Source organism: Halomonas sp. B23F22_20 (assembly GCF_043496985.1).
Classification (GTDB): Bacteria; Pseudomonadota; Gammaproteobacteria; order Pseudomonadales; family Halomonadaceae; genus Halomonas.
In genome coordinates, this window is record NZ_JBIEKH010000004.1 from 135275 (window position 1) to 157238 (window position 21964).

General features: G+C 67.5%; 18 protein-coding genes. 8 read left to right on the forward strand and 10 right to left on the reverse strand.

Annotated features, from left to right (window positions below):
• Positions 1-15: 15 nt before the first annotated feature.
• From fliL to fliF, 7 genes are all read right to left on the reverse strand, one after another.
• Entirely contained in the window at positions 16-498 is a 483-nt protein-coding gene (fliL, locus tag ACGTN6_RS04200) for a flagellar basal body-associated protein FliL (RefSeq protein ID WP_394590007.1), read from the reverse strand.
• Between the two features lie 240 nt (positions 499-738).
• Entirely contained in the window at positions 739-2133 is a 1395-nt protein-coding gene (locus ACGTN6_RS04205; RefSeq protein ID WP_394590008.1) for a flagellar hook-length control protein FliK, read from the reverse strand.
• A 19-nt stretch (positions 2134-2152) separates the two neighbouring features.
• The gene (gene fliJ, locus ACGTN6_RS04210) at positions 2153-2608 is read right to left on the reverse strand and encodes a flagellar export protein FliJ (protein ID WP_394590009.1); all 456 of its coding nucleotides are present in this window, start codon (positions 2606-2608) and stop codon (positions 2153-2155) included.
• Positions 2605-3999, reverse strand: a complete 1395-nt coding sequence (fliI, locus tag ACGTN6_RS04215) for a flagellar protein export ATPase FliI (RefSeq protein ID WP_394590011.1) — start codon at positions 3997-3999, stop codon at positions 2605-2607. Before fliI ends, fliJ begins: the two co-directional genes overlap by 4 nt.
• A 1-nt stretch (position 4000) precedes the next feature.
• Complete coding sequence (locus tag ACGTN6_RS04220) at positions 4001-4771, reverse strand: flagellar assembly protein FliH (protein WP_394590012.1); 771 nt, start codon at positions 4769-4771, stop codon at positions 4001-4003.
• Entirely contained in the window at positions 4764-5765 is a 1002-nt protein-coding gene (gene fliG / locus ACGTN6_RS04225; RefSeq protein ID WP_394590014.1) for a flagellar motor switch protein FliG, read from the reverse strand. Before fliG ends, ACGTN6_RS04220 begins: the two co-directional genes overlap by 8 nt.
• Positions 5755-7512, reverse strand: coding sequence for a flagellar basal-body MS-ring/collar protein FliF (fliF, locus tag ACGTN6_RS04230; RefSeq protein WP_394590015.1), 1758 nt, complete (start codon positions 7510-7512; stop codon positions 5755-5757). Before fliF ends, fliG begins: the two co-directional genes overlap by 11 nt.
• A 248-nt stretch (positions 7513-7760) precedes the next feature.
• On the opposite strand from fliF, the gene fliE reads away from it, so the two are divergent.
• Positions 7761-8090: a flagellar hook-basal body complex protein FliE gene (gene fliE, locus ACGTN6_RS04235; protein ID WP_394590016.1), complete on the forward strand. Its 330-nt coding sequence runs from the start codon at positions 7761-7763 to the stop codon at positions 8088-8090.
• 85 nt (positions 8091-8175) lie between these two features.
• Here the strand turns inward: fliE and ACGTN6_RS04240 are convergent, their stop codons facing one another.
• Positions 8176-8535 carry a flagellar protein FlaG gene (locus ACGTN6_RS04240; protein ID WP_394590017.1) on the reverse strand — a complete coding sequence of 120 codons (360 nt, stop codon included), beginning with the start codon at positions 8533-8535 and terminating at the stop codon, positions 8176-8178.
• Positions 8536-8766: 231 nt separating this feature from the next.
• Here ACGTN6_RS04240 and ACGTN6_RS04245 point away from each other — a divergent pair, with 231 nt between their 5' ends.
• The 4 genes from ACGTN6_RS04245 (at position 8767) to ACGTN6_RS04260 (ending at position 14786) form a co-directional block, all read left to right on the forward strand.
• Positions 8767-10215: a methyl-accepting chemotaxis protein gene (locus ACGTN6_RS04245; RefSeq protein WP_394590018.1), complete on the forward strand. Its 1449-nt coding sequence runs from the start codon at positions 8767-8769 to the stop codon at positions 10213-10215.
• Positions 10194-10409, forward strand: a complete 216-nt coding sequence (locus tag ACGTN6_RS04250; RefSeq protein WP_394590020.1) for a hypothetical protein — start codon at positions 10194-10196, stop codon at positions 10407-10409. Before ACGTN6_RS04245 ends, ACGTN6_RS04250 begins: the two co-directional genes overlap by 22 nt.
• Positions 10410-10419: 10 nt before the next feature.
• Positions 10420-12189 carry an EAL domain-containing protein gene (locus ACGTN6_RS04255; RefSeq protein WP_394590021.1) on the forward strand — a complete coding sequence of 590 codons (1770 nt, stop codon included), beginning with the start codon at positions 10420-10422 and terminating at the stop codon, positions 12187-12189.
• Between the two features lie 125 nt (positions 12190-12314).
• A complete protein-coding gene (locus ACGTN6_RS04260; protein ID WP_394590022.1) occupies positions 12315-14786 on the forward strand; it encodes an EAL domain-containing protein in 2472 nt (823 codons plus the stop codon).
• Here ACGTN6_RS04260 and ftsZ read toward each other — a convergent pair.
• A complete protein-coding gene (gene ftsZ, locus ACGTN6_RS04265) occupies positions 14783-15919 on the reverse strand; it encodes a cell division protein FtsZ (protein ID WP_394590023.1) in 1137 nt (378 codons plus the stop codon). The genes ACGTN6_RS04260 and ftsZ overlap by 4 nt on opposite strands.
• Before the next feature lie 215 nt (positions 15920-16134).
• Between ftsZ and ACGTN6_RS04270 the strand changes: the two genes are divergently transcribed.
• Positions 16135-18009 carry a methyl-accepting chemotaxis protein gene (locus ACGTN6_RS04270; RefSeq protein WP_394590025.1) on the forward strand — a complete coding sequence of 625 codons (1875 nt, stop codon included), beginning with the start codon at positions 16135-16137 and terminating at the stop codon, positions 18007-18009.
• A gap of 227 nt (positions 18010-18236) precedes the next feature.
• Here ACGTN6_RS04270 and ACGTN6_RS04275 read toward each other — a convergent pair whose 3' ends face one another.
• Positions 18237-18878, reverse strand: a complete 642-nt coding sequence (locus ACGTN6_RS04275; protein WP_394590026.1) for a hypothetical protein — start codon at positions 18876-18878, stop codon at positions 18237-18239.
• A 605-nt stretch (positions 18879-19483) separates the two neighbouring features.
• On the opposite strand from ACGTN6_RS04275, the gene fliD reads away from it, so the two are divergent.
• Positions 19484-20833 carry a flagellar filament capping protein FliD gene (fliD, locus tag ACGTN6_RS04280; RefSeq protein WP_394590028.1) on the forward strand — a complete coding sequence of 450 codons (1350 nt, stop codon included), beginning with the start codon at positions 19484-19486 and terminating at the stop codon, positions 20831-20833.
• Positions 20834-21112: 279 nt separating this feature from the next.
• Positions 21113-21931 carry a flagellin N-terminal helical domain-containing protein gene (locus ACGTN6_RS04285; RefSeq protein WP_394590029.1) on the forward strand — a complete coding sequence of 273 codons (819 nt, stop codon included), beginning with the start codon at positions 21113-21115 and terminating at the stop codon, positions 21929-21931.
• Positions 21932-21964 lie beyond the last annotated feature (33 nt).

Genomic DNA, 21964 nt, shown 5'->3' on the forward strand with positions numbered 1-21964 from the left:
GTCGCGACCCCGGGGTTATTGCACGATGAATTCGGTGAACAGCACTTCCTCGATGGCCAGCTCCGGCTGTGTCTCGCTCATCGGGGCCTCGAGGGTGGCCTTCACCTGTTCGGCGAGGCGCTGCTTGTCTTCGGGCGTGGACAGATCCGCGGCCTGCTGGCCGGACAGCAGCATCAGCAGGCGGCTGCGCACCTCCGGCATGTGCGCCGTCAACAGCGCCTGGCTCTGCTCATCGGGCACCTTGAGCGAGATGCCCGCATACAGCAGGCGTGAGCCGTAGTCGTCATCGGCCAGGTTGACGGTGAAGGGCGCGATCTCCACGAAGATCGGCTCCTGGTACACGGGCGTCGAGGGCTGCTGGGCAGCGACCTGCCCGTCGTCCTGCTGGTTGAAGGCCATGAACAGGGCCGCGGCCGCCGCCGAGGAGGCGAGTACGACCAGCACTACCAGCAGCCATAGCAGTTTCCGGGAGCCCGTACTGGATGTTGCCGTCGCCATTGCCTTTCCTATGCTGAGCTATCTGCCGATAGCGGTGGATTATGCCGCCCTAGAGGCCGTCACGATGATTCGAACAGGCCCGATGAACGGGCCTAACTCCGGTTTTTGCGGGCCATGAGCAGTCTGTCGGACTTAACGCTGATCTGCTGTGACATCCGGGCTTTTGGCCAATTTCATTCGATCGGACGCGTTACATAGCGGGCTATTCGCCTGGTCCGATCGGTCAAGTCTGACAGACGGTTAAGCGTAGAGATCGACCCGGCCGTCCAGCGGGATGTCCCGGCCTCTCGCCGAGTCGCTGACCTGGGGCGCCAACGCAGGCTCGTCGTCCTCGCTGCTGCTTGAGCCGCCGGTGCTGGCGAATTGCTGGCCGTCGGCGTCGCCCTGCCGTTGCTCGCCTACCGAGGTCTCGCCCAGGGCGATGCCCTGTTCGGCCAGGGCCTCACGCAGCTGGGGCAGCGCCTGCTCGAGGGTCTGGCGAACCTGGGCATGGGCCGAGAGGAAGTGCGCCTGGGCGCCCTGGTCGCCGACCTTGAGCGTGACCGACAGCGGCCCCAGCTCGGCCGGGTGCAGCTTCATCTCGATGTGCTGTTCGCCGCCGCCGCCGCCGCGGCCGAAGCGGATCAGCTGCTGGCCCAGCTGGCGGGGCCAGGCCGGGCTGTCGACCGGGGCGCTCAGGGTCGCCTGCTGCGGCGTGGCGGGGGCGCTGACATTGCCGGGCGGCGTCATCGAGGTTGCCTGGCCGCTGCCACTCAGCGGACCGGCCATGGGTGACGGATGATGACCCTGGCCACTGCCACTTTGAGGCTCGCGGCGTGCCGCCAGGGCCTCCAGCAGGGCCTGCGGTGAGGCCGCCGGCGCCGCTGTCGCGGTGCCTTGGCCGCCGGAGGCCTGTTGGGTAGCCTCGGCGCTGGCCAGCGCGGTAGCCGTAATGGCAGGTGCATCGATGCGGGCCTGGGCGGCCTGGAGCAGCGGATTGCTGGTTACGGGGGCGGAGGCATTGGCCGCCGCCTGCCCACCCGGCTGGGCGGCGGCGAGATCCAGGCTCGAGAGTGATGAGGGCGCGAGCGCAGCGGCTGAGGCCGGCAGGGCCGTCGCCGGTGTCGCGCCACGGCTCTCGAACAGCGGCTGACCCGCGCCCTGAATCAATGCCAGGCGTTGCATGACCATCTGCAGCTCGGCCGCCATCTCGGGGGACGCGGCCTCGTCGCCGCTGTCCATCGCGGGGTGGGCCTGCATGGCCTGCGACAGTGACACGCTGGACGCCCCGGACAGCAGGTTCTGGAGCCCTTCGGGGAGCGTGTTTTCCTCGGCGGTGGAGGACAGCAGTGCTTGCAGTCGCTGCGCTACCGCTTCGCTGTCATCGGCCCGTGACAGCAGGGCTTGCAGCTCGTCGGGGATGGCCTGGCCACTGTCTTCCAGGGCCGTGACGGCACGCCGCAGGGCCTCGAGCGATGCCTGCGGGGAAGCCTCCGTCGGGGTGCCCTGAACCTCCTCGGCACCGGTCGCCGACGACAGCGAGGCCAGCGCCTGGGCGAAGTCGGCGCCGGTGAGGGCGCCGGCGGCTCCCTCCTTCGCGCCCTTCGATGCCGAGGCCTGGGAAGACGTCGCGGCGAGTATCTGCTGAATATCCATGAGCCTTTTCCTCGCTGTCCTAGTAGCCGCTCGGCACGGTGTTCCGGCGCAGCCAGCGCTGTGTCACCAGCTCGTCGGTGTCGCGCTGTTCGCGACGCTGTTCGGCTCGCCGCTGGGCCTCGGCCCGGCGCTCGGCGAGCGTGTCGTAGGAGCTCAGGCGGCGCTGCTCCTGCTGCCAGTGGCGCTGGCTGTGAGCCACGCGGCGGCGCTGCTCCTCCAGGGCCTGGCGGGCGCGCACCAGGGCGTCGTCCAGCGAGGCCAGGAAGCGCTGGTAGTTGTGCATGCTGGCCGGATCGATGCCTTCGCGCAGCGCCACCTGCAGCTGGGCGGCGTATTCCGCCCGGTAGCGCTGCAGAGACTCCAGCTGGGCGATGATCTGGTCGACGCTGCGGCGATCGCCGGCGAGTCTCTGGCCGGCCAGGTCGCGGGCCTCGCGGGCCAGCTCGGTGAGGTTGTCCAGTGCGGTGCGGCTCATGACTTGCCTCCAAGGGCGCCGACGAGTGCCTGGCGCGAGGCATCGAGGTCGGCGCACTCTCCGATGCCTTGTTGCAGGAAGCCTTCCAGGGCCGGGTAGCGATTCACCGCCTCGTCAAGGTGGGGATCGTGGCCCGGGTGGTAGGCGCCCACGCTGATCAGGTCGCGATTGCGCTGATAGCGCGAGAACAGGCTCTTGAAGCGGCGAGCCTGATCGAGTTGGGGGGCATCGACGATGGCGGTCATCGCGCGACTGATCGAGGCCTCGATGTCGATGGCCGGATAGTGGCCGGCCTCGGCCAGGGTGCGCGACAGCACCACGTGCCCGTCGAGAATGGCGCGTGCCGAGTCGGCGATCGGGTCCTGCTGATCGTCGCCCTCGGTGAGCACAGTGTAGAAGGCGGTGATCGAGCCGCCGCCGCGCTCGGCATTGCCGGCGCGTTCCACCAGGCCCGGCAGCTTGGCGAACACCGAGGGCGGATAGCCCTTGGTGGCCGGCGGCTCGCCGATGGCCAGGGCGATCTCGCGCTGGGCCATGGCGTAGCGGGTCAGCGAGTCCATGATCAGCAGCACGTTCTTGCCCTGATCGCGGAAGCCCTCGGCCAGCCGGGTGGCGTAGGCCGCGCCCTGCAGGCGCTGCAGTGGCGAGGTGTCGGCCGGCGCCGCCACCACCACGGCGCGGCGCCGGCCCTCGGCGCCGAGGATGTTGTCGATGAAGTCCTGGACCTCGCGGCCACGCTCGCCGATCAGCCCCACCACGATGACGTCGGCCCGGGTATAGCGCGCCATCATGCCGAGCAGCACCGACTTGCCGACGCCCGAGCCGGCGAACAGCCCCATGCGCTGGCCACGGCCGACGCTGAGCAGGGCGTTGATGGCGCGAATGCCGACATCGATCTGGGTGTCGATAGGCGCCCGGGACAGCGGATTGAGCGGCGGTGTGGCCAGCGGTGCCCGGGGCGCCTCGTCCAGCGGGCCCTGGCCGTCCAGCGGAGTGCCGTTGCCATCGACCACTCGCCCCAGCAGGCGCTCGCCGAGCGGAAAGCGACGGGCGGCATCGCCGGCCCCGTCGCCCAGCGGCAAGACCCGGGCGCCGGGACGCAGGCCACTGATCTCGGCCAGCGGCATCAGGAACAGCCGCTCTCCGTCGAAGCCCACCACCTCGGCCTCGGCGAAGCGCTGCCCCGGCCGACCCTGGTCATCGGGTAGTTCGATGCGGCAGGCGTTGCCGAGTGCCACCTGCAGGCCCACCACTTCGATCACCAGCCCGGTAGCGCGCACTACCCGGCCGCTGGCACGGCTGACCGGCAGCGGCTCGATACGGCGGCGCACGCCCTGCAGGGCACGCTGCCAGCCGGCCTGGTGACGATTGGTGAGCATGCCGTCGGTCATCTCAGTCCTCGTCGGTGGAAGACGTCGGCGGCTGGCGCCGACGCACCTGGTCCTGGATCGCCTGCCAGCGGGTCTCCCAGGTCGCGTCCAGCTCGCCGCGGGCGCTGGTCACTCGGCAGCCACTGCGGGTCAGCTGGTTGTCGGGCTGCAGTTGCCAGCCGGCGGCCTCCAGCTCCTCGCCGAGGTGCTTGGTGACCAGGCGATGATCGAGGGGATGCAGCCACAGGCGCTGCTGGCCGATTAGCGGCGGCTCGCTGTGCAACAGGGCGCGAATCAGCTCCAGCACCTGGCGCGGGCGCGCCTTGAGGGCTTCGCCGGCGAGCTGGCGACCGGTGGCCAGGGCCAGTTCGACCAGGTCTTCGGCCACGGCCTCGTCGAGGCTTGCCAGCGCCTCGTCGAAGTGCCGGGCCAGCGGCACCAGCGGCGCCAGGGTCTCCTCGGTACGCTGCTCGAGCTCCTCCCGAGCCTGGCGGCGGCCCTCCTCGAGCCCCTGAGCCAGCCCCTCGGCGTGGCCATCCTCGCGGCCCTCGCGCAGACCCTGCTCATAGGCCTCGCGATGGGCTTGTTGGCGCAGCGCATCGAGGGCTTGCTGCTGACGGCGTGCCTCCTGCTGGCGAGCCTGCTTGGCGGCCTCCTCGGGCGCGGGCGATGCGTCGGGCTCGTCGCGCCGCTCGGGCGTGCGCAGCTCGCCCATGCGCCAGCGGCGCCAGGGCTTGTCGGCACCGGCGTGGCGGTCGGCATCGGGGTCAGACATGGCACCAGGATCAGACATAGGTGTCGTCTCCGCCGCTCAGCACCACCTCGCCGGCGTCGGCCAGGCGGCGCACCACCTGCAGGATCGCCTTCTGCTCGGCCTCCACCTGGGAAACGCGGATCGGTCCGCGGGCGTCCATGTCCTCGCGCAGCAGGTCGGCGGCGCGCTGGGACATGTTGCGCAGGAACTTGTCCATGAGCGCCTCGTGGGACCCCTTGAGTGCCACCACCAGCGAGTTGGTGTCGATCTCCTTGAGCACCAGCTGGATGCTGCGGTCGTCGAGATCGATCATGTTCTCGAACAGGAACATCTCGTCGATGATCTTCTGGGCCAGGTCCTCGCTGTGCGAGCGCACCGTCTCGATGGCGGCCTCTTCCTGGTGGGTGTTCATCAGGTTGAGGATCTCGGCCGCGGTGCGCGCGCCGCCCATCTTGCTGCGCTTGAGATTCTGGCCGTCGAGCATGCTGGTCAGCACCTCGGTGAGCTCCTGCAGCGCCGCCGGCTGCACGCCGCTGAAGGTGGCGATACGCAGCACCACGTCGTTGCGCAGCTTGTCGTCGAACATCTCCAGCACGTCGGCGGCCTGGTGGCGCTCGAGGTGAATCAGGATGGTGGCGATGATCTGCGGATGCTCGTCGCGGATCAGCTCGGCCACCATCGAGGCTTCCATCAGGTTGAGAGCGTCGATGCCCGAGCTGGTGCCCGAGGTCTCCATGACGTCCTCGATCAGGCTCGAGGCGCGCTCGCTGCCCAGCGCCTTGGTCAGCACCGAGCGGATGTGGTCGCTGGAGTTGAGGTTCAGGGCGATGAACTCTTCGGTCTCGGTGTTGAAGTCATGCAGCACCTGGCGCATCTCCTCGTGGGAGACCTGGCTCATCGTGGCCATCTCGATGCTCAGCTGCTGCACCTCCTTGGCCGACATGTGCTTGAAGACCTCGGCGGCGCTGTCCTCGTCCAGCGCCAGCAGCAGGATGGCACTGCGCCGCAGGCCGGTCATCGCTTTACTCGTCATGTTTGCTCATCCAGCCGCGGACGATCATGGCCACCATGCGTGGATCCTCCTGGGCCATTTCCCGCAGGTCGTTGAGGTTCTGTTCGTAGGCGGTTGCCCGGCGCTTGCGACGCCGCGGAGAGCCTTCGCCGTCCTCCGCTTCGCCGTCGGCCCCGGCTTCGCCGTCGACGTCGTCACGCTCGTCGTCGTCATCGCCGACTCGGGCCTGGAAGCCCGGTGCCGGCGGTGCGGCGGCCGGCAGCGGCCGTTCGGTGTAGCGACGGATGAAGGGCCGCAGGATAAGCAGGTAGAGCAGCAGCAAGGCGATGCCCACCAGCAGGTAGCGTCCCAGGGTGAAGGCGAGCTGCTGAACGTCCGGGCGCTGCCACCAGTCCGGCTCGTTGGCCGCCGAGTCGTCCTTGGCGAAGGGGCTGTTGACCACCGCCACCTGGTCGCCGCGGGCCTCGGAGAAGCCCATGGCCTGACGTACCAGGCGCTCGATCTGGGCCATCTCCTCGTCATCGAGCGGAGTGGGCGCGAGTTCGCCGGTCGCTTCGTCGAGGGCCTCGCGGTAGTTGACCACCACGGCCGCCGAGAGGCGTTCCACGCGCCCACGGCGGTGCTGGACGTGCGATACCTGGCGGTCGACCTCGTAGTTGATCACGTCGTCGCGGCTCATCCACCGGTCGGCATTGGTCGCGGCGCCGTCGCCCGCGGCGTCCTGGTCCTGCGCATCCTGTCCCTGGGCCGCGTCGCCGGTGCCCTCGTCGATCGGGGAGGGCGCCGCGCCGGGCGGGGTGTTGCTCAGCGCGCCGGGGATGCCGCTGGCCAGGTCGCCGGCGCCGTTGAGGTCGAGGCTGGTCTGGCGGCTGCGCACCGCCGCCTCTTTGGGCGGCTGGTTGGGGCCGTAGCTCTCCGAGGTTTCCTCGCGCTGGGAGAAGTCGAGTTCGGCGGTGACCTGGGCCTCGATGTTCCGGCGGCCGAGAATCGGCGCCAGGATGGTCTCGATGCGCCGCCGGTAGGCGCGCTCCACCTCGGCGACGTAGTCCAGCTGGGTGCCGTCGAGGCCCAGGCCGCCGCCGTCGGGGGTGGAGAGCAGTTGGCCTCCCTGGTCGACCACGGTGACCGCCTCGGCGGGCAGGTCGGGTACGCTGCTGGAGACCATGTGCACGATGGAATTGACCTGCCCTTCGCCGAGGGTGCGACCGGGGTGCAGGGTCAGCACCACCGAGGCCTTGGCCGGCTCGCGACGGCGCACGAACACCGAGTCCTTGGCCAGCGCCAAGTGGACGCGAGCTCCGGCGACCGGCCCCAGCGATTCCATGGAGCGGGCCAGCTCGCCCTCGAGGCCGCGCTGGTAGTTGACCTGCTCGGCGAACTGGCTGATCCCGAAAGCCTGGTTCTCCATCAGCTCCAGGCCGACGTTACCGCCCTCGGGCAGGCCCTGCGCCGCCAGCTGCAGGCGCAGGGTGTGGACCTGCTCGGCGGGCACCAGCAGGGCCTGTCCGCCCTGGCTGAAGCGGTAGGGCACATTACGGCTGTCCAGCTCGCCGATGATGCTCCCACCGTCGGCCTCGCTGAGGTTGCTGTAGAGCACTCGGTAGTCGGGGCTGCGCGCCCACAGCAGCAGCGCGACCGCCACGGCGATCACGGCGGCGCCGACGATCAGCAGGGCGATCAGGGGGCTGCCGCGCAGTTGCTGGGTCAGCTGCGACAAGGAGAACGACTGGGCCCTTGTGTTGCCGGTGGCGGAGGCGCCACTGCTCATGCGAGCCTCCCGGCAGCTGCAACGCCGGGGCCCGCGGAACTAGAAGAAGGCATCGACTGCTTCCCGTCAATCGCGGTTCGCCGCCCCGAGGCCAGGGCGGAACTGTGATGACGGACATTATCCGCAGGGGCTGTCACGCCAAAGGTGAGAAAAGCCGGTTTTTTGCTCGGCAATTGGCCGCATGGCAGGCACGGCGGCACTGCTAGCCTTGGCAGCCATCCTTACCTTTATTCTTGCAGAGGTGTTTGATGAGCTCTCCCGCCCTCGCGTCGGCACTGGCGCAGATGCAGTCGCTGGCCACCCAGGCCGGCGGCGATGCCGCCAGTGGCCAGCGGGTCGACACGGCCGTGGGCAACGGCGGCTTTGCCGGCGAGCTGCAGGCTTCCATCCAGCGCATCAACGAGCTCAAGCTCCAGGCCGGTGACAGTATGCAGGCCTTCCAGTCCGGCGAACCCGGCGTCGAACTCGACGACGTCATGGTCGACATGCAGAAGGCCAGCGTGGCGTCCGAGATGGGCGTTCAGGTGCGCAATCGCCTGGTGACGGCCTACAAGGACGTGATGAACATGCAAGTCTAGGCAATGTTCGAAAAGTGTCTGCGCTCGGCTATACGACGTTAAACATCAGCTCGTGCGCTCGCCAACTTTTCAGACAATGCCTCTATCACGCCTTCAGGTTGATCAGCCGGCCCTGCAGCTCCTCCAGGTGCTCGGCGATGCGCAGTACCTCCTCGGCGGGGATCTGGCGGATCAGCTCGCCGGTCTGGCGATCCACCAGTCGGGTCACCATGCGTGTGGTGGCCTCGTCGAGTTCGAACTGCACGCCGTAGGGGCGCATGACCTCGTTGATCTTCTGTACCGGGGCGATCAGCTCGCCATGCTGCGGCGGCGCTTCGCGGCTTGCCTGGTCCGCGCTACCGGGCAGCCAGGTGGAAAGCATTGCTTCCACGCGTCGCTGCGGTGAGAGGCCGTCGGTGGGCGATGTTACTTGGCCGGTGCCGATCTCGTTCACGGAAGTGCTCATGGGCGTTTTCCTGTTGTTCTCATGAAGGTCCGTCTCGGGACGGGATATCGGCCGCCATCGCAGCGTCTTGAGTGACCGCTTGTCTTCTCTTGTCTCTCCTCTGTCGTATGGCGCTCTTACCGTGCGCATGGCGTTCGCGCCGTGCCGCCTGCCACTGGAATGTCATAAAACGCTGATATAACGCCGCCCTGACTCCCGGCGTTTGTCTTTCATCAGCGACAGGACTTCCCCATGCGGCTTCTCGATCGAATGACCATACGGCTCAGCTGGTTCCTGGTGCTGGTCGCCTTTGGCGCGATCATCCTGGGTACCGGCGCCCTGGGCCTCTATGCCAATCATCATGGGCGTAGCGCCTTCGAGAGCCTGCGCGAGGTCCAGGTGGCGCAGTCCCGGGCGCTCAACCAGGCCTATATCGCGACGCTTCGGGCCCAGGTGGCCATGGACCGCGCTGCTCACCTGGTGAGGGTCCCCTCCTTCGATCGCCCCGGGCCGGTCATCGAGCAGGCCCAGGCCGACATGGCCGAGGCCAAGGCGGCCTTCGAACGCTTCCAGGCCATTCCCGTCGCGCCAGCCCAGCAGGAAGCGATGGATGCCCTGGTGTCGCGCTTTCAGTCGCTCTTCAGCACGGGGCTTTCGCTGCAGCTGATGCTGCTCGAGGAGGGCGATGCGGGAGGCTACGACTCCGGCAAGTCCCGCGTCAGCGGCATGAGCCAGGACTTCATGGACAGCGCCGACGCCTTCTTCGCCACTTCCGTCGAGCGCAGCGATGGCCTGGCCGAACGCTTCTCGGCCGTGGCCGGCTGGCTCAATCTGGCCTTGGTGGCGGCCCTGGCCGGGGCGCTGGCGATCGTGCTGGTGGTGATCTGGGGCGTGCGGGCCAACGTGCTCAGGCCGCTGGCGCACATCATCGAACATTTCCGGCGCATCGCCGACGGCGACCTGGGGACGCCGGTCACCTCTCGGGGGAGTAACGAGATCGGTCAGCTCTATCGCGAGCTCGAGGGCATGCGCGAGGCGCTGGCGGCCACCGTGGAGCGGGTGCGCGACGGCAGCGACCGGGTGCGCGACAGCGCCGCCATCATGAGCGAGGGCAACCAGGAGCTGGCGGCACGCACTCAGCAGCAGGCGGCCTCCCTGGAGCAGACCGCCTCCAGCCTCGACGAGATGACGGCCTCGGTGGCCGACAACAGCGGCCATGTTCGCGAGGCCAACGAACTGGCCGACCAGGCCACCGGCAAGGCCCGACAGGGCAGTGAGGTGGTCACGGCCTTCGTCGATACCATGGGCGAGATCCATGAGCGCTCCGGCCGCATCGGCGAGATCGTCGGCCTGATCGACGACATCGCCTTCCAGACCAACCTGCTGGCGCTCAACGCCTCGGTGGAGGCGGCGCGGGCTGGCGAGCACGGCCGCGGCTTCGCGGTGGTGGCCGGCGAGGTGCGCTCCCTGGCCGGCCGCAGCGCCCAGGCCGCCCGGGAGATCCGCGAGCTGATCGAGGCCTCGCGGGCCAGCGTGGAACGCGGCAACGGCCTGTCACGGCGCGCCAGCGACGACATGGCTGCCATCGTCGCCGCCATTCAGGGGGGGGCGAGCGCATCGATCAGATCGCCCACGCCTCCGACGAGCAGCACCGCGGCCTCGAGCAGGTCAACCAGGCCATGCATCAGATGGGCAGCGTGACCCAGCGCAATACCGCCATGGTGGAGCGAGCCAACCACACGGCGGCGGCGCTGGAGGAAGAGGCCGAGCGCATGCGCATGTTCACCGCGCGTTTCGCCCTGGCCGATCGGACGGCGCTCGAGGCGGCGCCGGCCGAGTCGCCCGATGCTCGAGAGGACGACGATGTCCGGGCGCTCGAGGCCCTGCCCGCCTGAGGTGCGCGATATGCCTGACGCCACTGTGGCGCCTCGTCGGGAGGCCGACGTCATGATCGATCACGAGACGCGTGAGCTGGCACGCATCCTGGACGAAGCGCGCATCACGCCGCTGTTCCAGCCGATCGTCGATGCCGGCTGCCAGGGCATCTTCGGCTACGAGGCGCTGGCCCGGGGCCCTTCGGATTCCCCGCTGCACTCACCGCTGACGCTGTTCGATACCGCACGGCACAGCGGCCGCCTGGTGGAGCTTGACCTGCTGTGTCGGCGCCTGGCCATCGAGGCCTTCGCCCGGCTGGGGCTGCCGGGGCGGCTGTTCCTCAATGTCATGCCGACCTCGCTGCTGGAGCAAGACTTCCGGGAGGGCCTGACTCGCACCTTCCTGGACGGCGTGGGGCTGTCGCCGGAGCGGGTGGTGATCGAGCTCACCGAGCATCTGCCGATCCACGACTATGCGCTGATGCGCCAGGCGGTGGACCATTATCGGCGCATGGGCTTCCAGGTGGCGCTCGACGACCTGGGGGCCGGCTACTCCAGCCTGCGCCATTGGGCCGAGCTGCGGCCCGATTTCGTCAAGATGGATCGGCATTTCGTGCAGGACATCGACCGCGACCCGGGCAAGGGGCAGTTTCTGGGCTCGCTGCTCGAGGTGTCGAGGAGCCTCGGCTGTCGCGTTATCGCCGAGGGCATCGAGACCGCCGGCGAGCAGCGCTGCCTGTGGAGCATGAACTGTACCCTGATGCAGGGCCACCATTTTGCCCGCCCGGCCGCGGACCCGCCGCGTAGCCTCGACCCGCCCGTGCCGGTGCCGCCGGCGATGTCCGGCAGCTTCGGCACCAATGCTTCGATGCTGTGTCGTCACCTGGCGCCGGTGATGCAGGGAACCCTGGTGCCCGAGGTGGTGGAGCGCTTCCGCTGCGAGCCAGAGCTGCGTTGCCTGGCGGTGCTGGATGACGACCATCGGCCGGTGGGGCTGGTGCGTCAGCACCAGTTCCTGGGCGTGTTCACCAACCCGTTCAGCCATGCGCTGCATGCCCGTCGGGCGATTGATTCATTGATGGACCGGCGCATGCTGGTGGCCGAGGCATCCATGCCATTGGAGACGCTCAGCCAGCGGATCACCAGTTCGCCCAAGGGGAGTCGCGACGACTTCGTCATCGTCGACGACGCGGGGCGCTACCGGGGCATGGGGCAGGTCATCGACCTGCTGCGTGAGATCACCGCCCTGCAGGTGCGCAGCGCCCGCCAGGCCAATCCCCTCACCGGCCTGCCGGGCAACCAGGTGATCAACGATACCCTGGCCGCCCGCCTGGCCCAGGCCGATCCCTTCGTTGCAGTCTACGTCGATCTGGACCATTTCAAGGCCTACAACGATGCCTACGGCTATGCCCGTGGCGATCAGGTGATCCTGGCCCTGGGGCACATGCTGGAGGAGGAGTGCGCCGACGATGGCTTCGTCGGTCACGTGGGGGGCGACGACTTCATGCTGGTGCTTCCGGAGGCGCCGGCCAGGCGTCGCTGCGAGGCGATCCTCGCGCGCTTCGCCCGTTTCATTCCCAGCTTCTACTCTGAGACGGATCGCCGGGCCGGTGGCTTCTCGGGGCGCGATCGTCAGGGCGAGGCGATGTTCGTCCCCCTGATGACGCTGTCGCTGGCCTATCACGCGGTCGCGCCCGGTGCCGGGCGCACGGCCATGGATATCGCCAACGTGCTGGCCGAACTGAAGGGGCAGGCCAAGCGGCAGGCAGGCAACAGTCTATTCATTGATCGGCGTCAATAGGTGGCCGGTAGGCGCTTCCGCCTCGGCTGTGCTGGATATTAGAGTGGGCTGTTTTACCCTGAGACGGTGCATGGATGGACTCGGATCAGTCGCACGACCCCCACGACCTTCCCATCGAACGCATCATGCGGACCGGGCTGCTGAGCTGTGGTCCGGACACGCCGCTGTGCGACGCCGCCGCACGCATGGGGCGCCGCCGGTGCGGGGCCATTCTGGTGGTCGAGGAGGGCCGCCCGCTCGGCATCTGGACCGAGCACGACAGCCTGGCGCTCGACTTCGATGATCCGGCCGCGGCGCGTCGCCCGATCGCCGAGGCCATGAGTCGGCCGGTGGCGATGATCGATCGGCAGGCTTCGGTGGGCGAGGCGGCCATGCGCTTCGCCGCGCAGGGCTGTCGCCACCTGCTGGTGGTAGATGGCCAGGGCGGTTACCTGGGCATGGTGTCCCAGAGCGACGTGGCGCTGAACCAGGGCCTAGAGCCCTATCTGCGCTTGCGTGAGGTGCGGGCCGCCATGCAGCGTTCGCCGCTGCTGCTACCGGGGGCACTGGGCCTGGCCGAGGCGGCCCGGCGAATGCGCGGCGCCGGTGCCGACGCCGCCGTGGTGGAGGACGATACCAAGGGGCTTGGCATCCTCACCGAACGTGACCTGGTGCGTTTCGTCGCCCATCATCCCGGCGCTGTGAGCGTCGGCGAGCTGGCCAGCCGACCGCTGTTGACCATCGGCGCCGATGAACCGCTGATCCGCGCTCGCGAGGTGCTGGTCAGCCAGGGCGTTCGCCATCTGGCGGTCACCGATCAGGCCGGCACGGTCACCGGCCTGCTGGGCTTCCGTGACATCCTGGCCGGTGCCGAACACGGCTATCTGCGGGATCTTCGCGAGGCGCTCGAGGCGCGCGACCAGGCCCTGGCAAGGTCCCGGGAGAGCCTGCAGCTGGCCGAACGGGTCATCGATGCCTCCCTGGAGGGCATCATCATCACCGATCCCCAGACCCGCATCGAGTTCGTCAATCCAGCCTTCACCCACATGACCGGCTATGGCCTCGAGGAAGTGGTGGGGCATACGCCGGCGGTGCTGTCCTCCGGCCGCCACGATGCCGCCTTCTATCGCGACATGTGGCAGACGCTTCAGGAGAGTGGCTTCTGGCGCGGCGAGATCTGGAACCGCCGCAAGAGCGGCGAACTCTACCTGGAGCTGCTGACCATCTCGGCGATCCACGACGAGCAGGGCGAGGTCAGCCACTATGCGGCGCTGTTCACCGATATCACCCACATCCGCGAGAACGAGGAGCGGGTACGCCGTCTTGCCTACTATGACCCGCTGACCGGCCTGCCCAATCGGCGCCTGCTCGACGATCGGCTGGCGCTCGCCATTCGACATGCCCACCGTCAGGATCGGCGCCTGGCGGTGCTGTTCCTCGATCTGGACCATTTCAAGCAGGTCAACGACTCTCTGGGCCACGCGCTGGGTGACGAACTGCTGGTCAAGCTCACCGAGCGCCTGGTCCATCACCTGCGTGAGGACGACACCCTGGCCAGGTTGGGGGGCGATGAGTTCATCGCCCTGCTGCCCGAAGTGGTCGAGATCGACGGGGTGACTCGAGTGGCGCGCCGGCTGATCGATGCGGCCAGCGCGACCTTCGACCTGGGCGGACGCCGCATCCGGGTCGGCTGCAGCCTGGGTATCAGCGTCTATCCGGACGACGGCGACGAGCCCGAGGTGCTGGTCCAGCGGGCGGATGCCGCCATGTATCGCGCCAAGGAAGAGGGGCGGAACACCTACCGGCTCTATCGTGCCGACATGCATGCCCGGGACCATCGTGACCTGGCGCTGGAAACCGCGCTGCGCAACACCGCCGAGACCGGCGAGGGGCTCGCCGTTCATTACCAGCCATTGATCGACCGCGACAGCGGCGAGGTGCGCGGCGCCGAGGCACTGCTGCGCTGGGCCAGCCCCGAGCTGGGGGTCGTCTCGCCGGGCGATTTCATCCCCTTGGCCGAGCGCTCCGGGCTTATCCTGCCGCTGGGCCGCCGCCTGATGACGCTGGTGGCCGGCCAGCTACGGGCATGGCGGAAGGCCGGGCTGGCGCCGCCGCCGGTCGCGATCAACCTCTCGGCGCGACAGTTCTGGCAGCAAGACCTGGTGGACGAGGTGCGCCGGCTCTATGCCGACTTCGATCTGCCGCCGGGCCAGATCGGCTTCGAGCTCACCGAGAGCACCCTGCTCGACCGGCACCAGCGGGCCGCCGCCACCCTGGAGGCGCTGCGCGAACTGGGCTGTAACCTCGCCATCGATGACTTCGGCACCGGCTATTCCTCGCTGAGCTATCTCCAGGAACTGCCGGTGACGACCATCAAGCTCGACCGCAGCTTCATTCGCGGGCTCGGACAATCCCGGGGCAGCGTCGCCATCCTCGCCGCCGTGACCGGGCTGGCCCGCGAGCTTGGTCTGAGGGTGGTGGCCGAGGGCGTGGAAACCGAGGATCAGCTCGAGGCGCTCAAGGCCTATCACGTTTGCCTGATCCAGGGCTTTCTCACCGGTCGGCCGGTGGCGGCGGACACTTTCCGAGAACGCTACCTGGTTCGCCCGCCGCGCTAGCGCTTGAGGCGATTCAGGAAGTCTCCTAGATCCAGCAGCTCGTCGGCCGGTGCTTCGGCCCCGGGGCGAGTCGCTGGCTCGGCACGTGGGCGAGCCGGTGTCTCGGTATCCGCACGAGGCGGCGCGCTAGGGGCCTGGCTGGCGGGCGCGAGGCGTGTCTTCTCGCTGCCCTTGGCGACCTCCAGGCCGGTGGCAACGATCGAGATCCTCAGTCGGCCCTCCAGCGCAGGATCCAGGGCGGTGCCGACCACCAGCATGGCGTCCTCGTCGGCAAAAGCGGCCACCTGGCGGCCGACCTCGTCGAAGTCGGCGAGGCTCAGGTCTGCCCCGGCGGTGATGCTGACCAGCACGCCTGCCGCCTCGGCCAGGTCGGTGGCCTCCAGCAGCGGATGTTCCACCGCCGCCTGCACCGCCTGGGCGGCGCGGTCCTCTCCCATACCCTCGCCGGTGCCGATGCGCGCCCGCCCGGGGCGTCGCATCACCGCGGCCACGTCGGCGAAGTCGATGTTGATCATGCCTGGCCGGGTGATGACGTCGGCGATGCCAATCACGGCCTCGCGCAGCACGTCGTTGACCGCGGCGAAGGCCCGCATCATTGAGGTCCCGGCGCCGAGCGTCGGCAGCAGGCGGTCGTTGGGTACCACCACCAGGCAGTCCACCCGGCCATCCAGGGCCTCGATGGCGGCCTGGGCGGCGTGACGACGTCGTGTTCCCTCGAAGCCGAAGGGCCGCGTCACCACGGCCACGGTCAGGATGTCCATCTCGCGGGCCAGGTCGGCGACCTCCAGGGTGGCGCCGCTGCCGGTGCCGCCGCCCATGCCGGCCATCAGGAACATCAAGTCGGCGCCGGCCAGCCGGGCGCGCAGGGCATCGCGGCTCTCCTCGGCGGCCCGACGCCCGGCCTCGGGATCGGCCCCGGCCCCAAGACCGCGGGTGACGCCGCCGCCGATGGGCAACGCCACGTCTTGGGGCAGGGCATCGAGGGCCTGGCGGTCGGTGTTCACGGCGACGGCATCGATGCCGTCCAGGGCCGTGGTCTCGAGCAGGTGGCGGATGGCGTTACCGCCACCGCCACCGACGCCAACCACCTTGAGGGCGGCGGGATATTCCTGGAGAAGCTGTGGGTCGCTCATGCGTCCTGTCATGGGATCGGTGAAGGGGAATCCTGTCCTTCCCCATCATCGGCCAAATGGGGCCTTTCTTGAAAGCCGTCTCATCCCGCCGCCGCCGGTGGCAACGCCTTGGCGTGGTTCAAGTTTCCGAGCGACGCGCCGATAGGGGATTCAGCCGGCGCCTGGCACCCGGGGGCCGTGCCACAAGAACCACCTCCCCACCCATGAGAGAGACGATGCTGACCTCCCTGCGATTGCGAATCCTGATCGCCACCCTGGTGGTGATCGCCGTGGCGTTGATCATCAACGGCGCGGCCAGCTACTTCACCGTGAGAGCCCACAATGACGACCAGATCGCCCAGCAGCTCGATTCTGTTGCGCGAGGCAATGCGCTGGCCATCGAGGAATGGGTCTCGGCTCGTACCCACATGATCGAAGCGGCCCGGGAGCCGGTTCAGGGCGATGGGATGGAACAGGCGCTGGTCCAGTTGGCCGAGTCCGGCGGTTTCCTGTCGGCCTACCTGGGCAAGCCCGATGGTAATCACATCTCTTCCGATGGCTGGGTGCCGCCCGATGACTACGACCCTCGTCAACGTAGCTGGTATCGTGCCGCCACCGAGCAGGAACAGACCATCGTGTCGTTGCCTTACGTGGATGCCAATACCGGCAGCGTGGTGGTGACCATCGCCACACCGGTGATGCGCAATGGCCGGCTGTTCGGTGTGATCGGTGGCGACGTGAGAATCGACAAGCTGATCGAGCAGGTCGGATCGATTCGCCCGACACCCTCGAGCTTCGCCTTCCTGAGCAGCGGAGGGGAAACCCTGATCGCGCATCCCGACAGCGAGCTGACCCTGGAGCCCCTGACGCGGGTCAGCGAGGGGCTGACGCCGTCACTCGTTCAGCGTCTGGGAGACGAGGCTGGCAGCTGGGAGGCCATCGCCGTCGACGACGCCGAGAAGCGGCTCGCCGTGACGCCCATCGCCGGCACCGACTGGGAGCTGGGCGTAGCCCTCGACGAATACGAGGCGACCGCCGGGCTGCGTGGGATGATGAGCGCCTCGGCGATTACCCTGGTGCTGGTGGCCCTGGGCGCCGCGGTGATCCTGGGGGCGCTGCTCAAGGTCGCCTTCCGCCGGCTGCTGGCCACTCGCGACGCCATGGAAAGCGTGGCCAGCGGCCAGGCCGACCTGACCCGCCGCCTGCCCGAGGACGGCAACGACGAGGTCACGCAGCTGGCCAACGCCTTCAATCGCTTCGTCTCGCGCATGGAGTCGGTGATGCTGACCATCCGCGACAGCAGCGAATCGGTGCACGTGGCCGCCACCGAGATCGCCCAGGGTGGCCAGGACCTGTCGCGGCGCACCGAGAACGCCGCTTCCAGCCTGCAGCAGACCTCCGCCTCCATGGAGGAGATCACCAGCACCGTGGAGCACACCGCGGACTCCTCGCGGCAGGCCAACGGCCTGGCGGAGTCGGCCAGTGAGGTAGCGCGCCGCGGCGGCGAGGCGGTGGGCCAGGTGGTGAAGACCATGGACGGCATCACCGAGTCCTCGCGGCAGATCGCCGAGATCGTCACCATGATGGACAGCATCGCCTTCCAGACCAACCTGCTGGCGCTCAACGCCTCGGTAGAGGCGGCTCGGGCCGGCGAGCAGGGCCGCGGCTTCGCGGTGGTGGCTGGCGAGGTGCGCCAGCTGGCCAGCCGCAGCGCCGAGGCGGCCAAGCAGATCAAGGCACTGATCGACACCTCGGCGACCCGCACCGAGGAGGGTGCGGCCCAGGTGCGCGCCGCCGGCGAGACCATGGAGGAACTGGTGGCCAGCGTGACCCGGGTGGCCGACGTGCTGGGCGAGATCACCGCCGCCACCGGCGAACAGAGCGACGGCATCGGCCAGGTCAACGTGGCGGTCTCCGAGCTCGACCGCATGACCCAGCAGAACGCCGCCCTAGTGGAAGAGTCGACCACCGCCGCCGAGCAGCTCAAGGACCAGGCCGACCGACTGGCCGAGGCCGTGGGCGGCTTTACCCTCAGCCAGCGCGACACCGCGGCCCTGGGCGGCGGCACCTCGCGCCCGGCGCTGCCGAACCGCGAGGCGGAGTTTGTCTGAGCCGTCTTGCCCAGGCAGTGACCTCATCCCCAGGCGATGACCTCATCGACGGAGCCCGGCCATGTGCCGGGCTTTGTCGTGATGGGGAGGTGTCTCGGTTTGACTCGCCAGCGTGCTGACAGGCATGTCGACAATACGAGCGGTGAAGCGCGTCTTGCCCCATACGCTGCAGGAGGCGGCCTCGGGCGTGCTGGATGACCTGGACGTGTGACGGCCGCCCACGCTCCTCAAATGGCCTTGAGTTCGACAACGATCACTCGGAAAGCGGCTCCTGAGACCCTTTCCTGATGCCGATTGATGAAGGGAGTCAAAGGGTCACTGGCATGCACCGAGCCTTGGATGCCTTCCAAGTCCGCCAGGGTGCTTCGCAGCCGCTCGATGTCTTGCTCATCGCCAGCGGCGGTACCGCGGCACTTGCGAGTGAAAACCAGATAGTTGGTCTTGAGTCGTTCGGTACCGGCATGCCGGCACACGGCGGCGAGACGCCGTAGATCGTGGGACAGGGCTTCCAGCTTGCCGCCGCGCTTGAACTCCAGCACATGAGCCGGGCGGTTTCGCTTGCCGGTGCGCAACACCAGATCGAAACGTCCATCGGGCCGGAGGTCCGGATCTTTACCAAGCTCTTCGGAAGCGGAATGCCAAAGGTCGGAGTCCTCGAAGGTTTGCTTGACCTGGGGCTCCAGCCGGTAGCCGAAATTGCGGAAATGGCGAGCGAAATGGTCGGCCACCCGCACAGCCATGAAGTATTCCGGCATTCGGTTCAACGAGGTTTGCGACTGTTCGGCGGCATCCAGGTGGGCATCTTGCAGAGCCTGGAAAATGGCTTCCAGACGGTTGTTCGGTGAGGACTTGAGGCGTGGTGCGTCCATGCAGTCTCCGCTTTTGTACGTGGGGAGTGTCGTCGAGCAGGCAGATGCACTCTGCGTGAGTGAATTGCAAAGGCTGTATCGGCATTTACGAATTAAACTGAAGCCCGACACGGTCTGGAGCCATCGTGCGGAGGCCCCTTTCTCGCGATGTATCGTCGAGTCGAGAACTTGCTGAGCGCCTCTATGCCGAAGCGGAGGCCGAACTGGCTGAGAGCTACGGGGAGCGTATCGCCACCTGGGTGACAGACGTTTTGTCACCCGTGATGGAAGGCCTCGATCAAGTGGCCCAGTGGCAGCCCCCTCTCGAGAGCTGCCAGAGTCGGCGGCGTGCCAGACCGTGCGGCTGGCGCTGTACCCGCTATGGCAAAGGCCATTCTGGGCAGAGGAAGCCATCGCCATGCAAGGAGGAGATGCGGCGCTGCACCACCAGGTCTAGGGCTGGAGGATGTCGACTCATGGCGAGAGTGATCATCGTCGGCCGGCCATGGGCGCCGTCCGCGGCTGGCCCTCTATGTCGAGAGACGATAGATTGTTGCTAAAGATTCTCGTGTAGCGGCCGATAAGCCTTGGCAGAATCGTTCAGTCGCTCATGGAGGGGTAATGTCATGGCTAGCATTTCAGCACTCGGCGTTGGGTCCGGTCTCGATCTCAATGGCCTGCTCGATCAGCTGCGCTCGGCCGAACAGCAGAAGCTTGTGCCGATCTCGGAGCAGAGAACGGAAGAGAAGGCCAAGATTTCGGCCTATGGCAGGCTGCAATCCGGCCTCGAGAAGCTGCAGGGCGCGATCGACAAGCTCAACGACGCCTCGACCTTCACCAACCTTACGGCGAATGTACAGGGCGAGGGCATGACGGCCACCGTCGGCGAGGATGCCAGTGCGGGAAGCTATGAGATCACCGTGAATCAGACGGCGCGGGCCGGCAGCCTGGCCAGTGAGGGCGTGAGTGACCCTGGCGCTGAACTGGTCGGCGCGGGCGGCGACGAACTGACCCTCACGTTCGGTGATGGCAGCACCAGCGGCCCCATTAGCCTGGCGGAGGGCGCCTCCCTGCAGGACATCCGCGATGCCATCAACGCGGATGATACGGCCGGCGTCGATGCTTCCATCATCAACGATGGAACCAGCTCGCGTCTGGTGCTCAGCTCGCGGGAGAGCGGTGCCGATGCGGGTATCGAGAGCATGTCCTTTGCCAGTGGAACTCTGGCCGGTGATGCCAGCACGAAGCAGGCCGGTCGTGATGCCTCGCTCGATATCAACGGCATCGCCATCACCAGTACCAGCAATACCGTGGAGGATGCCATCCAAGGCGTGACACTGGAGCTGGAGCCCTCGTCTGCCGGTGAGACCATGGGCCTGGTGGTCGAGCCGGATACCGAGTCGCTCAAGGAGTCGGTGCAGAAGTTCGTGTCGGCCTACAACGAGATGAAGTCCTCCGTTGGGCGTATGACAGAGGCTACGGGCGACGTGGAAACCGCTGGCGAGCTGGTGGGTGATCGCACGGTGCGCGCTATCCAGTCTCAGCTCAGTCGCGACCTGACCAATCCTGTCAGCGGTGGCGACCTGGAGATCATGTCGGCCGTGGGGATCTCCCTTAACGAGAAAGGGCGTCTGGAGCTGGACGAGGACAAGCTGGACGAGGTGATCGCCGACAATCCACAGGGGTTGCAGGACTTCTTCGCCGGCACGACAGAGGAGGGCGGCTTCGCCGGCCGCCTGGCGGGCAGCCTCGACAACATGCTCGATAGTGAGGGGAGGATCCAGAGCGCCATCGATACTGCCGAGAGCCAGGTCGGGCGTCTCGAGGACCGTTTCGATCGCACCGAACAGCGGATAGAGCGCACCGTGGAGCGCTATCGCAGCCAGTTCAGCCAACTGGATGGCATGATTGCCCAGATGAATTCCACCAGCGCCTATCTCTCCCAGCAGCTGAGTATGCTCAACCAGCAGAGTTGATGTGGATGTTGCTCGCTTGAGAACGCGTCGCCCCGGGCATCGTCACGATGCCCGGGGCGACGCGTTTGGGGCGGTTGTGGACGCCGTTCGCACATAAGCGACCTTCCTTGCAGAAAACCAAAAAAATGCTTGCCGCGCCCTAAAGTTTCTTGGTGAGACACCGTTATAGGGAGTAACGGCCAACGGCGCCGTTGTGGCAGGGCCCAATGTCGGGCCGTCAATCAGTCCCGAAACGGGCCTCCGCCGCTGGAGCCCTCAACAGCTAGGAAGGTAATCACCATGTCCGTGATCAATACCAACATCACTTCTCTGATCGGCCAGAACAACCTGAGCAACTCTCAGGAGATGCTGGCCAAGGCGCAGGAGCGCCTCTCCTCCGGCATGCGTATCAACAGTGCCGCCGACGATGCTGCTGGCCAAGCCATCGCCAACCGCATGAGCGCCCAGATCACCGGTATGAGCCAGGCCAGCCGTAACGCCAACGACGGCATCTCCCTGGTGCAGACCATGGAAGGTGGCCTCGACCAGATCAGCGACAACCTGCAGCGTATCCGTGAGCTTGCAGTGCAGGGTGCCAACGACACCAACACCGCGGCTGACCGCTCTTCCATCCAGCTGGAGATCGATGAGCGAGTCGCCGAGATCACTCGTGTCGCCGAGTCCACCAAGTTCAACGGCACCGAGCTGCTGAGCAACTCTGCCACCCTGAGCATGCAGATCGGTGCCAACACGGCTGCCGCCGACCAGATCGACGTCGATACCGTGACCATGACGGCAAGCGACCTGAGTGTGAACTCCCTGAGCGTGGATTCCTTCTCCAACGCTCAGGCGGCCGTCACCTCCGTCGACTCCGCCCTGCAGCAGATCGACGACCAGCGCGCGACCCTGGGTGCGACCCTCAACCGTTTCGACTCCGTGGTCCAGAATCTCGAGAGCAACAGCACCAATCTGACCGAGGCGCGCTCTCGCATCGAGGACGCCGACTACGCAGAGGAGGTGTCCAACATGACCAAGGCCAATATCCTCCAGCAGGCCGGTACCTCCATGCTGGCCCAGGCCAACCAGACGCCGCAGAGCGTGTTGTCCCTGCTGGGCTAAGCATCGCCCGGTATCACGGCCTGACGCCGTGGA